Origin of the sequence: Micromonospora chokoriensis, from assembly GCF_000718555.1 — a bacterium.
GTDB lineage: Bacteria > Actinomycetota > Actinomycetes > Mycobacteriales > Micromonosporaceae > Micromonospora > Micromonospora chokoriensis_B.
The window spans coordinates 1-14,251 of record NZ_JOAN01000018.1; the positions used below are offsets into that span (position 1 = coordinate 1).

The window sequence follows — 14,251 nt, forward strand, 5'->3', positions numbered from 1 at the left end:
GGCGGCAGGGGGCAAAGCCGGCCGGGCGGTGGAGGCTTGACTTTCTGCGGGTGGGGTGGCGGGGTTGCGTCATGGCGTAAGTGCGTCTCGGTGGGGTGGGGGCGAGGGGTGGGTGTGGCATCGATGCTGTGCTGCGTACCGCTTCTCGACACAAAGAGGTCATCTTGGCTCTGTCTTCCAGGCGTCGCCGATCCGGGCTTATCGCCCTCGGCGCCGCCCTCACCCTGGCGGCCGGGTTCACCCCACCCGCCGCAGGGGCGGCCGCCGCCCCGCCGAACACCCCCGACCGCCCGGTGGGCCAACCCCCGGCCGCCGCCGGACGCGCGTCCACCGTCACCCTGATCACCGGTGACACGGTCACGGTCACCACCGCGGCGGACGGCAGCACGGTGTCGACCGTGCGCCGGCCGGACGGCAGCACCCCGAGCTTCCACCGCACCGTGCGCGACGGCGACACCTACGTCTACCCGGACGCCGCGCTGTCCTATGTCACAAGCGGTGTGCTGGACCGGCGACTGTTCAACGTCACCGACCTCATCGCCGACGGCTACGACGACGCGCACACCGACGCGCTTCCGCTGATCGTCACGATGACCGACGCCGCGGCCCGCAACCGCACCCGCCCCGCCGTGGACGGCGCCGAGCTGGTCCGCCCGCTGGAGAGCGTGCAGGGTGCGGCGTTGACCCGCCAGCGCGCCGCCGCCGACCGGTTCTGGACCGCGCTCACCGCCGGCTCGACCCGTCGTACGGGCGATGCCCCGATGCTGGCCAACGGCATCGCGAAGGTCTGGTTGGACGGCCGGGTGCACGCCGACCTGGCCGAGTCGACCGCGCAGATCGGTGCGCCGAAGCTGTGGGCCGAGGGCAACACCGCTGCCGGTGTCGACGTCGCGGTGCTCGACTCGGGGGCGGACGCCGAACACCCCGACCTCGTCGGCCAGATCGCAGAGTCCAGCAGCTTCGTGCCCGAGGAGCCCGACATCCTCGACTACAAGGGGCACGGCACGCACGTCGCCTCGACGATCGCCGGCACCGGCGCCGCGTCCGGTGGCGCGGAGCGGGGCGTCGCCCCCGGCGCGCGTCTGCACGTCGGCAAGGTGCTCAACAGCGAGGGCAGCGGGCACGACTCGTGGATCATCGCCGGCATGGAGTGGGCGGCCCGCGAGCAGAAGGCCCGGGTGGTCAGCATGAGCCTGGGTGGTGCGGCCACCGACGGCAGTGACCCGATGAGCCAGGCGGTCGAGCGACTCAGCGCCGAGACCGGCGCCCTCTTCGTGATCGCCGCCGGCAACAGCGGCCCGGCCACCATCGGCAGCCCGGGCGCCGCCGACTCCGCGCTCACCGTGGGCGCCGTCGACGCCGCCGACCACCTCGCCGAGTTCTCCAGCCAGGGCCCCCGCGCCGGTGACGGCGGGCTCAAGCCCGAGATCACCGCCCCCGGGGTGGACATCCTGGCGGCCCGATCCCACTACGTGCGCGGTGGCTCCGGGGACTACACGCTGATGAGCGGCACGTCGATGGCCACCCCGCACGTGGCCGGCACGGCCGCGTTGGTCGCCGCCGCGCACCCGGACTGGACCGGTCAGCGCATCAAGGAGGCGCTGGTCAGCACGGTCAAGGCCACCCCCGAGTACAACCCGTACCAGGCGGGTGCCGGTCGGGTCGACGCGGTCGCCGCCGCGCACGCCACCGTCTTCGCCACCCCGAGCGCCTACTCCGGTTTCCAGGCGTGGCCGCAGCAGCCGAACATGACCGTCGACCGGACGGTCACCTACACCAACGTCGGTAGCGCGCCGGTCGCACTGAAGCTGGCCCTCGACGCGGCCACCGCGCCGGCCGGCCTCTTCGCGCTCTCCGCCGACCGGGTCACCGTGCCGGCGGGCGGCACCGCCACCGTGACGGTGACCGCCGCGTACGACAAGCTGCCGGTGGAGAGGCAGGTCAGCGGCATGATCGTCGCCACCGACGACGCCGGTACGGTACGTGGCCGCACCCTGATCGGCGCCGGCAAGGAAGGCCAGCGGCAGAACCTGACGCTTGTCGCCAAGGACCGGGACGGCACACCGCTCGCCGGCAAGGTCATCCTCACCACCGACACTCTGTTCACCGCCGTGGACCTGCCCGAGACCGGCACCGCGACGCTGCGGCTGCCGGTGGCGAGCTGGACCGGTTGGCTCTCCACCGACGTGCGTGGCGTGCACGGGCCGCACTCCAAGGGCATGGCGATGCTCAGCTTCACCGATGTGAACCTGGACCGCGACCGCACCGTCACCCTGGACGCGCGCGCCGCCCGGCAGGTGCAGGCGAAGGTGCCACAGGAGGCAACCGCCACCTCGCTGCGGATGGACATCCACCGGTCCACGAAGAACGGTCTCACCGAGAGTCAGGTGCTGCCCAACGACTCGTACGACAGCCTGTGGGCGTTGCCGACGAGCCGCCCGGTCACCGACGGCGAGTTCGAGTTCGGCGCCCGGTGGCGGCTGGAGCAGCCAGCCCTGAGCATCTCGGCGGGCGGTCGCTCGTACGACGATCTGTTGGTGAAGCGGTCGACCCCGGAGTTGCCGGCCGGTCGTCGTCAGCTGGACGCGGTCTATGTCGCCGACGCGTCGGCGACGGGGCTGGCCAAGCGGCCGGTCCGGGACCGGGCCGTGGTGGTGCGCCGCAGCGACAGCGTGGACATCGCCACCCAGGCGCAGGCCGCCGCGGCGGCCGGGGCGAAGTTGCTGCTCGTGGTCAACGACGGCGTCGGCCGGCTTGAGCCCTGGGACGAGGCGCCGTGGAGCGCGGAGAGCCCGGCCCCGGTGACCGTGGCAACCCTCGGCGCCGACCAGGGTGGGCAGCTCATCGCCGCGCTGGAGCACGGCGCGGTGCGGCTCACCGTCGAGTCGCACCCGGAGACCACCTACCTGTACGACGTGGCGCACCACTGGAGCGGCGCGGTGCCGGCCGATCCCACCTACCGGCCCACGAAGCGGGAGTTGGCCCGGGTTGACGTGGAGTTCCGCAACTACCGGCAGGGCAAGGCGCTGGAGTTCCGCACCGACATCTGGCGCGGCTGGGCGTCGAGCAACCAGGAGACCGCCCCGGCGCAGGGCCGACGCACCGACTGGGTGAGTGCCGACCAGCGGTGGGTCGACGACGCGTTCATCGCCGGCGAGACCGGTCAGCACCTGCAGGCGGTGACGACGTACCCGGCCGGCAAGTCGAGTAGCGTCCACTGGTTCGGGCCGATCCAGCGACCCCGGATGGGCGGGAGCTACGTGCCGGTCCGGTACCTGGACACCGTCTACCTGCCCGCACCCGGCTGGGGCGACGGGGGTGGTCACATCGGGGAGGCGTACGCCAACTTCGACATGGTCAACCGGACCACCCTCTACCAGGGTGACAAGGAGCTGAACTGGGGTAACGCCGAGTACCTCCAGGTCTCCGGGCTGGCGTCTGAGCGACTGCCGTACCGGCTGGTGGTGGAGAACGACCGGGCGGCCTGGACCAACCCGTACTCCCGGCAGACCCGCACCGAGTGGAGCTTCCGCTCGGCGGCCACCGGGGAGGAGGCGACCGAGGTGCTGCCGATGATCCAGCTGGACTACCAGGTGGCCATCGACTCCACCGGCAGGGCATCGCGGCGGGCGCCGCTGACCGTGGTCGCCTCCCACCTGCCCGGCGTCACGGGCACGATCGGCGCGGTGACCGTCGAGGTGTCCTACGACGACGGGGCGACCTGGCAGAAGCAGCGACTGACCCGGCACGGCGACGGCTGGCGTAGCGCGTTGGCGGCACCAGCGAAGGCCGGTTTCGTGAGCCTGCGGAGCACCGCGCGGGACACCGCCGGCAACACCGTGAGTCAGAGCATCACCAGGGCGTTCGGCCTGCGCTGACGCCACGGTGACCGGCCGCCGGTCGGGGTGCCTCGCGCATCCTGGCCGGCGGCCGGCCCCGTCTCAGCCGGTGGTCGCCGGTCGGTCGAGGAAGAGGAGGCGGGCGTGCTTCTCCGGCAGGTCGATCAGCGGCCCGGGCCGGAACCCGGTGCGCAGCAACCGGTTGACGGCCCGGTCGTTGCGGGCGTCGGGTTCCATCACGACCCGTAGCCGGCGCGGATCGGCGAGGACGAAGTCGAGGATCGCCCCGAACAGCGCGCCGGTGAACCCGCGCTCGGCTGCCACCGGTGGCCCGATGAGCAGGTGGACGCCGATGTCGCCGGGGCGTACGTCGTAGCACTCGCCCACCGGGTCGGCTTCGGGCTGGTAGGTCTGGGCCAGCGCGGCCGGGACGCCGTCGCGGTGCACCAGGTACGCGTGATGGGTGCTCAGCGAGTCCAGGTACGCGTAGATCTCGTGCACCCGTTCGCGGCTCGCCTCCCGCATCCCCCAGAAGCGGGCCCGGTCCTGGGTGACCCACCCGTGCAGCAGGTCGACGTCGTGGTCCGGCCGCACGGCACGGATGGTGACCACCCCGAACCCGGTGACGTCGCTGCGGTAGTGCTGCTGATCAGTGTTCATCTGGCTCCTCAACGAGGCGGTCCCAGTCCGTCACGACCGGCAGCAACTCCCCGGCCAGCCAGGCAGGGCTCTGGTCGTCGTGGTGCGGGTCGCCAGGCACGCCGCAGGCACCGTGGGGGACCACCCAGCGGCTGTCCGCGCGCCGGGCTAGGTCCCACACGAAGCGCGCCGCCGGCCCCCGGAAGCACCAGTGGGTGACCCCCGGCACGCTGGAGGTGGCCAACACACAGTCGTGGTCGCCGTCGAGTCGAGGGCCGGGGCCGGTGTCCGGGCCGGGCAGGGCCCGCCACGGCGCCAGCCGGTGCAGGTCCCCCCAGGGCGCCGTCGCGGCCGTCGCGTCGCCGACCTCCTCGGCCGCCGCGCGGACCAGCGCGGTGATGTCCACACCGGACAGCGGGGCCGCGCCGAGCAGGTGCTCCAGCGCGTAACCGACGCGCGGCGTCAGCGCCAGCCAGGGCGCGAACACCTCGGGGTACGCGGGCAGCTCGCTCAGCGCGGCCAGCGCCGGGTCAGCGGCGATCCGGCGTACGAGCGCCGCCCGCAGGATGGCGTACGCCGCCGCGTCCGTGCTGTCGGCGGCCATCCGGCGGTCCCAGCGCAGCAACCGATCGCGCAGCGCGGCGGCGGCCGGGCCGAGGCCGGTCAGCCGTTGCAGGACTGCCAGCAGCGGCCCGGCCGCGCCCAGGTACGTGTCGGTGTGCACGGTGGCCAACTCGTCGGCCGTCCAGGCCGAACCGGCGTCGAGCAGCTCGGCGATGCGGTGCGCCCGGTGCGGTGGGGCGAACTCCACCCCGAGCGGCGCCGCCAGCCCACGCTCGTTGGCCATCACCGCCCGACCGCGCACCTCGGCCGAGGGCATCGGCGCGTACCAGCCCTGCCAGGCGTGCGCGGCGTCCCACCCGGGGACCACCCGCCGGCCGTTTTCCGGGTGCCGCAGCGGCACCGCCCCGGCGACCCGGTGCAGCAGCCCTCCGGCGGTGTCCGCTGCCTGTACCACGTTTACCGGCTCCACCCAGTGCCGCAGGGCGTGGTCCACATCGGTTACCGTGCGGGCCCGTAGCAGCTCCGGCAGCGTCGCGAAGCCGAGGTCACCACGGACCCGGGGCGGGTAGCGCAGGCTGAGCGCCGTCTCGTCGTCCGGCCCACCGGCGATCACCGGACCCCGGTCGGTCTCCACCACCTCGACCTCGACCGGGTCGGCCCCGGCCACCTCGATCGTCTCGACGTGGCGGTACGCCGGTCGCCAGCCGTCCGGGCCGAGCGCCTGCACCCGGGGGCCGTCGCGGCGCAGCCGCTCGGCGTACACGTCCTGGTAGTCGGCCATCGCGTTGGTGATCGCCCAGGCCACTGCACCGGTGTGCCCGAAGTGCGCGATGCCCGGCACGCCCGGCACCGCGAGCCCCACCACGTCGTACTCTGGGCAGGCCAGCCGGATCTGCTGGTAGACGCCCGGATCCTCGATGAACCGGTGCGGGTCGCCGGCGAGCAGCGCGGCCCCGGTGCCGGTGCGCTCGGCGGCGAGCAGCCACCCGTTGCTGCCGGCGACGGCCGGCCCGTCGGTGGCGAACGCGTCGACCGCGTCCGGCCCGAGCCGCTGCGCCACATGCTCGCGCCACAGCTTGCCGGGGAACCCCGCGAACAGGATGTGGTGGCCCAGCCAGACGGCGAGCGGTGTCCACGGCTCCCACCGGCCGGGGTGCAGCCCGGTGGCGGCGAACTCCGGCGACCGGGCCGCCCCGGCGGCGAGACCGGCGTTGACGCCGTCCACGTAGGCGCCGACCCATTCGGCGGTCGCCTCATCGAGCGCCGCGTGGCAGCGGCGTGCGGTGTCGTCGAGCCGGACCTGCCGGACGAACCGGTCCCAGCCGAGCGCGTCAGGGCCGAGAAACGCCGCGCTGGTGCCCCGGGCCCGGTGCCGTTCCACCTCGATCTGCCAGGCCCGGTCGTACGCGGTCACCCGGCCCTGCGCCGCCGCCAGCGCGAGCGGGTCGTCGGCCCGCAGGTGCGGTACCCCCCACGGGTCACGGAAACGCTGCGCGCTCATGCCGGCGTGGTGGCGCGGCGTCGGGCCGCGGGGACGACGAGCGGGGTGCCGGTCTCCGGGTCGTCGATGACCCGGCAGGGCAGCCCGAACACCTCCGCCACCAGGTCGGCGGTGACCACCGACGCCGGCTCCCCGGCGGCCACCACGCGTCCGTCGCGCATGGCGATCAGGTGGGTGGCGTAGCGGGCCGCGTGGTTCAGGTCGTGCAGCACCGCGACGAGCGTGCGGCCCTGCTCCTCGTGCAGCCGGGCGCAGAGGTCCAGGATCTCGATCTGGTGGGCGATGTCGAGGTACGTGGTCGGCTCGTCGAGCAGCAGCAGGGGCGTCTGCTGGGCCAGCGCCATGGCGATCCAGACCCGCTGCCGCTGCCCGCCGGACAGCTCGTCCACCGGCCGGTCGGCGAGGTCGTCGACCCCGGTCGCGGCCATCGACTCGTCGACCACTCGCTCGTCCTCGCGCGACCACTGCCGCAGCAGCCCCTGATGGGGGTAGCGGCCCCGGGCGACCAACTCGGCGACGCTGATGCCGTCCGGTGCGATGGACGACTGCGGCAGCAGGCCGAGCGTACGGGCCACCTTGCGGGCCGGCAGGTCGTGAATGTCCCGTCCGTCCAGCAGGACCGCACCGGCGCTCGGGCGCAGCATCCGGGACAGCGCGCGCAGCAGCGTCGACTTGCCGCACGCGTTCGGGCCGATGATCACCGTGAAGGACTTGTCGGGCACCGCCACGGTCAGGTCCTCGGCGATGGTGCGCTGGTCGTAGGCGAGGGTCAGCGAGGTGCCGCCGAGCCGGGAATCGCCGGGTCGCATGGGTGCTCCTTCGAGGGCGTCACGGGTGTTCACAGCCGGCCCGCCCGGCGTTCCACGGCCAGCAGCCAGACGAGGTAGCCGCCGCCGATCACGCCGGTCACCACGCCGACCGGCAGTTGGTGCCCGGCGAACGCGCGTTGGGCCAGCAGGTCGGCGCCGACCAGCAGCGCCGCGCCGACGGTCATCGACGGCACCAGGTTCGGGCCCGGTGCCCGGGTCAGCCGTTTCGCCAGGTGTGGGGCGACGAGCGCCACGAAGGACACCGGACCGGCGGCGGCTGCCGCGAACGAGACCAGCAGCACGGCCGCGGCGAGCAGCACCAGGCGCAGCCGGCGTACCGGCACGCCCAGGGCACTGGCCGCGTCGTCGCCCAACTCCATCATCCGCAGCGCCGGGGCACAGCCGACGAGCACCAGCGGCGCCAACACCACGAGGATGGCCAGTAGCGGCCCGGCGTTGGCCCAGCCCCGCCCGTCCAGGCTGCCGGTGAGCCAGAGCACCGCGCGGGCGGCGTCCATCAGCGGTGCCCGGGTCAGCAGGTAGCCGTTGACGCCGGTCAGGATCGCGGCCACGCCGATGCCGACCAGGATGAGCCGGTAGCCGTGCACTCCGCGCCGCCAGGCGAGCGCGTAGATCGCCAGGCCGGTGCCGAGCCCACCGACGACCGCTGCGCCCGCGAGGGCCAGGCTGCTGCCGCCGAGGACGACCACCACCAGCGCGCCGGTCGACGCGCCCTGAGTGAAGCCCAGGATGTCCGGGCTGCCCAGCGGGTTGCGGACCAGCGACTGGAACACCGTGCCGGCCAGAGCCAGCGCCGCACCGACCAGCAGGGCGGTGACCAGCCGGGGCAGCCGTAGCTCGTGCACGATGAACTGCTCCGCCGGGGTGCCACCGCCGATCAGCGTGCGCAGCACGTCGGCCGGCCCCATCGGATAGTCGCCACTGCCCAGGGCCACCAGGCCGAACCCGGCCGCGAGCAGCGCCGCGCCGGCTCCGACGCCCAACGCGCGGGGCCGGAACCGCAACGACAACCCCCCAGGAGTACGCAGAACGCTCACGCCATCGCTCCGCTTCGCTGCGCGATGACGCGAGGCGTCACGCTGCTGAGCCTGCTGGTTCGCTCGCTCACGGTTGGGCCACCCGTCGGCGGGTGACCAGCCACAGGAAGAGCGGGCCGCCCAGCACGGCGGTCACCATGCCGACCTGGAGTTCGCCGGGCCGACCCAGCACCCGGCCGAGCACGTCGGCGCCGAGCAGCAGCGCTGGCGCGAGCACCGCGCAGTACGGCAGCAGCCAGCGCAGGTCCGGGCCGGTCAGGGCCCGCACCAGGTGCGGCACCAGCAGCCCGACGAAGACGATCGGGCCGCACGCGGCGGTCGCCGCGCCGCAGAGCAGGGTGACCGCGACGATCACGGCGACGCGGATCAGCGCGGGTCGAGCGCCGAGGGCTCGCGCCGCGTCATCGCCGAGCGCGAGCGCGTTCAGCGGACGGGCGGCGCCGAGCGCGACCAGCAGCCCGACCAGGATGAACGGCAGCACCCGGGTCACGGTTGCGGAGTCCGCGCTGGCCAGCGAGCCGACCGTCCAGAAGCGCAGCCGCTCCAGCGAGGCGGTGTCCAGCAGCATCACCGCGCTGACGTACGAGTAGAGGGTGGCGTTGAGCGCCGCGCCGGCCAGCGCGAGTCGGGCCGGAGTGGCGCCCCGTCCGCCGCCGACGGCGTAGACGAGCGCGGTCACCACCGCCGCGCCGAGCAGCGCGAACCAGACGTACCCGCCGACGGCGGTGACGCCCAGGAACGCGGCAGCGGTGGCGACGGCCGCGGACGCGCCGGCGTTGATGCCGAGCAGCCCGGGGTCGGCCAGGGGGTTGCGGGTGAGGGCCTGCATGACCGCGCCGGCCACGCCGAGCGCGGTGCCGGCGAGCAGCCCGAGCAGGGTGCGGGGCAGGCGCATCCGGTGCACCACCGCGTACTCGGTGGCGTCGCGGTGCAGCAGGCCGGACCAGACGTCGGCGAGCGGCATGGCCTTCGCGCCGACCGCGATGCTGAGCACCACGATCACCGCGAGCAGTGCCACGGCGGTGACCAGGCCGGCGGCGCGGGCCGCACGACGACCACGCCGGCTCGGGGGTACGGCCGGTTCCCTGGCCGGCACGGGCGGTGCCGGTCGGGTGACGGTGGGTGTGGCGTCCAGTGTGGGCTCCGGGGTGGTGGCGACTCGGCGAACCGCTGTTGACAATGACCGAGGTTAGGCTAACCTAACCCCGCTGCCTTGGTCGACCCCGGCCAACCCCTGATCGAAAGACAACACCATGCCCGATGCCCTGTCCGCTCGTCGTCTCACCCGCCGTGGCCTGCTGGCCGCCGGCGGCGCCGCCACGCTGGCCACCCTGCTCGCCGCCTGTGGCCAGGACGACGCCGCGAAGCCCGCTACCGGCACCGGAAGTGGCCCCTGGTCGTTCACCGACGACCGCAGCACGAAGGTCGAGGCGGCGGCCCGCCCGACCCGCGTGGTGGCCTTCACCGGCGTGGCGGCGGCGCTGATCGATTTCGGTCTCGACAAGCAGCTCGTAGGTGTGTTCGGTGAGACCAAGCGCGCCGACGGCACGGCCGACCCGCAAGCCGGCGACCTGAACATCGAGGCCGTCGAGATCCTCGGCAACGTGTGGGGCGAGTTCAGCCTGGAGAAGTACGCGGCCCTGCGCCCCGAACTGCTGGTCACCCACATGTACGACCCGGACGCCCTCTGGTACGTGCCGGACGAGAGCAAGGCCAAGATCCTCCCGCTCGCGCCCAGCGTGGCGATCACCACCGCCCGGGTGCCCATGACCAAGCCCATCGAGCGGTACGCCGCGCTGGCCGAATCGCTCGGCGCGGACCTCTCCGCGAAGAAGGTCACCGACGCGAAGACCCGCTTCGACGCCGCCGCCGACGCGGTCCGGCAGGCGGTCAAGGCCAACCCCGGAATCAAGGTGATGGCCTGCTCCGGCAGCCCCGACCTCTTCTACGTCTCCAACCCGAAGGTCAGCACCGACCTGATGTACTTCGCCGAGTTGGGCGTCGACATCGTGGTCCCCACCAAGCTTGAAGCCGGCGACTACTTCGAGGCGCTGAGCTGGGAGAGCGCCGGCAAGTTCCCGGCCGACCTGATCCTGCTGGACAACCGCAGCACCGCGCTGCAGGCCAAGGACCTCACCGCCAAGCCGACCTGGCAGCAACTGCCGGCGGTCAAGGCCAACCAGGTGAGCCCGTGGGACGCGGTGCCCCGCTTCTCGTACGCCGGCTCCGCGCCGCTGCTGGAGAACCTCGCCACCGCCATCCGGAACGCGAAGAAGGTCAGCTGACCGAGACCACCCCCGAGGCGCATCGCCGCGCCTGGGGTGGGTTCCGGCTGCCCCTCATCGAGAACGTGGAAGGACATTCCGTGACCGTGCCGACGTACCCCGCCGTCGAGAGCACCGCGCCGCCATCGGCGTCGACCGCCGCGCGAGCCCAGCTGCTGCATGGCGGCTCGGTCGAGCAGTACCGTCAGGCCATCGCCGACGGCGTCGACCGGGTCGCCCGCCGGGTGGCTACCGTGGACCGTCCGGTCACCGGGATCACCCCGGCCGAGCTGGCCCCCCTGGTCGACCGGGTGGACCTGGACCGGCCGCTGGGCGACGCCGGCGCCGCACTGGACGAGCTGGACAACGTCTACCTGCGCGACGCCGTCTGGTTCCACCACCCCCGCTACCTGGCGCACCTCAACTGCCCGGTCGCCATCCCGGCGCTGCTCGGCGAGGCGGTGCTCACCGCCGTGAACTCCTCGCTGGACACCTGGGACCAGAGCTCCGGGGCCACCCTCATCGAACGGCGGCTGATCGACTGGACCGCCGAACGGATCGGCCTCGGCCCCCGCGCCGACGGCATCTTCACCAGCGGTGGCAGCCAGTCCAATCTCCAGGCGCTGCTGCTGGCCCGGGAGGAGGCGTGTGTCGACGCGGTCGGCCCGGCGGCCCGCGCCGAGCTGCTGCCCCGGCTGCGCGTGCTCACCTCCGCCGCCGGTCACTTCAGCGTGCAGAAGTCGGCCAAGCTGCTCGGCCTCGCCCCGGACGCGGTCATCGCGGTGGCCACCGACACTCGGCGACGGATCTCCGCGGCGGCCGTCCGCGAGGAGATCGAGCGGTGCCGCGAGGCTGGTCTGGTGGTGATGGCCGTCGTCGGCACCGCCGGCACCACCGACTTCGGCTCGATCGATCCGCTCACCGAGCTGGCCGCGATCTGCGCGGCGGCCGGCGTCTGGCTGCACGTCGACGCCGCGTACGGCTGCGGTCTGCTCGTCTCACCGACGCGCCGGCACCTGCTCGACGGCATCGAGCGGGCCGACTCGGTGACCGTCGACTTCCACAAGTCGTTCTTCCAGCCGGTCAGCTCCAGCGCGCTGCTGGTCCGCGACCAGCGGGTGCTGCGGCACGCCACCTACCACGCCGACTACCTCAACCCGGCTCGGATGGTGCAGCAGCGCATCCCCAACCAGGTCGACAAGAGCCTGCAGACCACCCGCCGCTTCGACGCGCTGAAGCTCTGGCTCACCCTGCGGGTGATGGGCCCGGACGCGCTCGGCGCGCTCTTCGACGACGTCGTCGACCGGGCCGCCGACGCCTGGCAACTGGTCAGCGAGGACCCCCGCTTCGAGGTGGTGACCCGCTCCGAGCTGAGCACGGTGGTCTTCCGCTACCTGCCCACCGGCCCCGGCCGGGAGCTGGCCGACGCCGCCAACCTGCACGCCCGGGAGGCCCTCGCGGCGTCCGGTCTCGCCGTGGTCGCCGGAACCCGGGTGGACGGCCGGCACTTCCTGAAGTTCACCCTGCTCAACCCGGCCACCACCGTCGACGACGTCGGCTATGTGCTGGACCTGATCGCCACCCACGCCGGCCGGTACGTGCACGACCACGTCGACGCCGACGCCGACCTGACCTGCCCTGTCGGCTGACGCCGGTGACCACGAACCCGCGCCTGGAGACACCGATGTCCACCCACGACTTCATCGCCATCGGGTTGGGCCCGTACAACCTGGGTCTGGCCTGCCTCACCGCGCCGATCGACGAGCTGGACGGGGTGTTCCTGGAGGCCCGGCCGAGCCTCGCCTGGCACCCCGGCATGCTGCTGGAGTCGGCCCGGTTGCAGACCCCGTTCATCGCCGACCTGGTCAGCCTCGCCGACCCGACGTCGCCGTACTCCTTCCTCAACTACCTCAAGGAGATCGGCCGGCTCTACCCGTTCTACATCCGGGAGAGCTTCTACCCGCTGCGCAGCGAGTACGACGCGTACTGCCGGTGGGCGGCGGCGAAGCTGCCGAACCTGCGCTTCGGTCAGACCGTGACCAACGTGGAGTTCGATTCCACCGACGAGCGGTACGTGGTGCGGGCCAGCACCGGCGCGGGGGAGACCGTCGAATACCGGGCCCGGCACCTGGTGCTCGGCACCGGCACCCCGCCGCACCTGCCCCCGGCCGTCGCCGAGCTGCCCGGCGACGCCGTGCACAACTCCCACTACCTGGAGCACCGGGCGGCGCTGCGCACCAAGCGCAGCATCACAGTGGTGGGCAGCGGGCAGAGCGCCGCCGAGATCTACCACGACCTGCTCGGTGACATCGACAGGTACGGCTACCAGCTCAACTGGGTGACCCGGTCACCGCGGTTCTTCCCGCTCGAATACACCAAGCTGACGCTGGAGATGACCTCACCGGACTACGTGGACTACTTCCACGCGCTGCCCGAGGCGACCCGCTACCGGCTGGAGTCCGAGCAGAAGGGCCTGTTCAAGGGAATCAACGCCGACCTGATCAACGACATCTTCGACCTGCTCTACGCGCACAGCGTCGACGGACCGGTGAACACCCGCCTGCTCACCAACACCGAACTGGTCAGCGCCGACTACCAGGACGGGGAGTACACGCTGGGGCTGCGCCAGGCGGAGCAGGAGCGCGACTTCGCCCTGCGTACCGAGGGCCTCGTCCTGGCTACCGGCTACCACTACCGGGTGCCGGAGTTCCTCACGCCGGTGCGCGACCGGATCCGCTGGGACGCGCACGGGCGCTTCGACGTGGCCCGCAACTACAGCATCGACCACAGCGGGCGGGGCATCTTCCTGCAGAACGCCGGCACCCACACGCACAGCATCACCTCACCGGACCTGGGCATGGGCGCCTACCGCAACTCCTGGATCATCCGTGAGCTGCTCGGCCGGGAGCACTACCCGATCGAGAAGAGCATCACCTTCCAGGAGTTCGGGGTGACGTCGTGACCACCGTCTTCACCCGCGTCGACGACCGGCTCGGTGAGTTCGCACTGCGGCCGCTCGATCCGGACGCCGACGCGGCGCTGCTGCACTCCTGGGTGACCCACCCGAAGGCGGCGTTCTGGCTGATGCAGGACGCCGATCAGGCCCAGGTGACCGAGGAGTACCGGCGGATCGCCGAGCACCCGCACCACGACGCGTACCTCGGGCTGTGGCGGGGGAGGCCCGCTTTCCTCGCGGAGCGCTACGACCCGGCCCACGTCGAGCTGGTCGGCCGCTACGATCACCAGCCCGGTGACGTGGGCATGCACTTCCTCTGCGCGCCGGTCGACACGCCCGTGCACGGCTTCACCCGGGCGGTGATCGGCACCGTCATGGCGTGGCTCTTCGCCGACCCGACGACCCGGCGGGTGGTGGTCGAGCCGGACGTACGCAACACCGCCGTGCACGCGCTGAACGCCGCCGTCGGCTTCGCGGTCGTCGGCCCGATCGCCAAGCCCGAGAAGGACGCGTTGCTCAGCGTCTGCACCCGAGCCCAGTTCCAGGCCGCCGCCGACCGTGCCGCCGCCGACCGCGCCGCCGCCACCCGAATCGAAGGAGCCCCGGCGTGACCACCACCGC

At 72.9% G+C, this 14,251-nt stretch carries 10 protein-coding genes; 5 read left to right on the forward strand and 5 right to left on the reverse strand.

Annotation, left to right across the window (positions count from 1 at the left end; translation table 11 throughout):
* The first annotated feature begins 164 nt into the window (after window positions 1–164).
* Window positions 165–3,878 carry a S8 family serine peptidase gene (locus tag IF46_RS0123310; RefSeq protein WP_030490497.1) on the forward strand — a complete coding sequence of 1,238 codons (3,714 nt, stop codon included), beginning with the start codon at window positions 165–167 and terminating at the stop codon, window positions 3,876–3,878.
* Between the two features lie 63 nt (window positions 3,879–3,941).
* On the opposite strand, the gene IF46_RS0123315 is transcribed toward IF46_RS0123310, so the two are convergent.
* From IF46_RS0123315 to IF46_RS0123335, 5 genes are all read right to left on the reverse strand, one after another.
* A complete protein-coding gene (locus tag IF46_RS0123315) occupies window positions 3,942–4,499 on the reverse strand; it encodes a GNAT family N-acetyltransferase (RefSeq protein WP_030490498.1) in 558 nt (185 codons plus the stop codon).
* Window positions 4,489–6,543, reverse strand: coding sequence for a penicillin acylase family protein (locus IF46_RS0123320; protein WP_030490499.1), 2,055 nt, complete (start codon window positions 6,541–6,543; stop codon window positions 4,489–4,491). The genes IF46_RS0123315 and IF46_RS0123320 overlap by 11 nt, the downstream gene beginning before the upstream one ends.
* A complete protein-coding gene (locus tag IF46_RS0123325) occupies window positions 6,540–7,352 on the reverse strand; it encodes an ABC transporter ATP-binding protein (protein WP_030490500.1) in 813 nt (270 codons plus the stop codon). The genes IF46_RS0123320 and IF46_RS0123325 overlap by 4 nt, the downstream gene beginning before the upstream one ends.
* A gap of 29 nt (window positions 7,353–7,381) precedes the next feature.
* Entirely contained in the window at window positions 7,382–8,410 is a 1,029-nt protein-coding gene (locus IF46_RS0123330; protein ID WP_030490501.1) for a FecCD family ABC transporter permease, read from the reverse strand.
* Between the two features lie 67 nt (window positions 8,411–8,477).
* On the reverse strand, window positions 8,478–9,590 hold the full coding sequence (locus IF46_RS0123335; protein WP_030490502.1) for an iron chelate uptake ABC transporter family permease subunit: 1,113 nt from the start codon (window positions 9,588–9,590) through the stop codon (window positions 8,478–8,480).
* 73 nt (window positions 9,591–9,663) lie between these two features.
* On the opposite strand from IF46_RS0123335, the gene IF46_RS0123340 reads away from it, so the two are divergent.
* The 4 genes from IF46_RS0123340 to IF46_RS0123355 all read left to right on the forward strand — a co-directional run bounded on the left by IF46_RS0123340 (window position 9,664) and on the right by IF46_RS0123355 (window position 14,241).
* Window positions 9,664–10,695 carry an ABC transporter substrate-binding protein gene (locus tag IF46_RS0123340; RefSeq protein WP_030490503.1) on the forward strand — a complete coding sequence of 344 codons (1,032 nt, stop codon included), beginning with the start codon at window positions 9,664–9,666 and terminating at the stop codon, window positions 10,693–10,695.
* 80 nt (window positions 10,696–10,775) lie between these two features.
* Window positions 10,776–12,323: a pyridoxal phosphate-dependent decarboxylase family protein gene (locus IF46_RS0123345; RefSeq protein ID WP_051724099.1), complete on the forward strand. Its 1,548-nt coding sequence runs from the start codon at window positions 10,776–10,778 to the stop codon at window positions 12,321–12,323.
* A 35-nt stretch (window positions 12,324–12,358) separates the two neighbouring features.
* Window positions 12,359–13,636, forward strand: coding sequence for a lysine N(6)-hydroxylase/L-ornithine N(5)-oxygenase family protein (locus tag IF46_RS0123350; protein WP_030490505.1), 1,278 nt, complete (start codon window positions 12,359–12,361; stop codon window positions 13,634–13,636).
* Window positions 13,633–14,241 carry a GNAT family N-acetyltransferase gene (locus IF46_RS0123355; protein ID WP_036393034.1) on the forward strand — a complete coding sequence of 203 codons (609 nt, stop codon included), beginning with the start codon at window positions 13,633–13,635 and terminating at the stop codon, window positions 14,239–14,241. The genes IF46_RS0123350 and IF46_RS0123355 overlap by 4 nt, the downstream gene beginning before the upstream one ends.
* Window positions 14,242–14,251 lie beyond the last annotated feature (10 nt).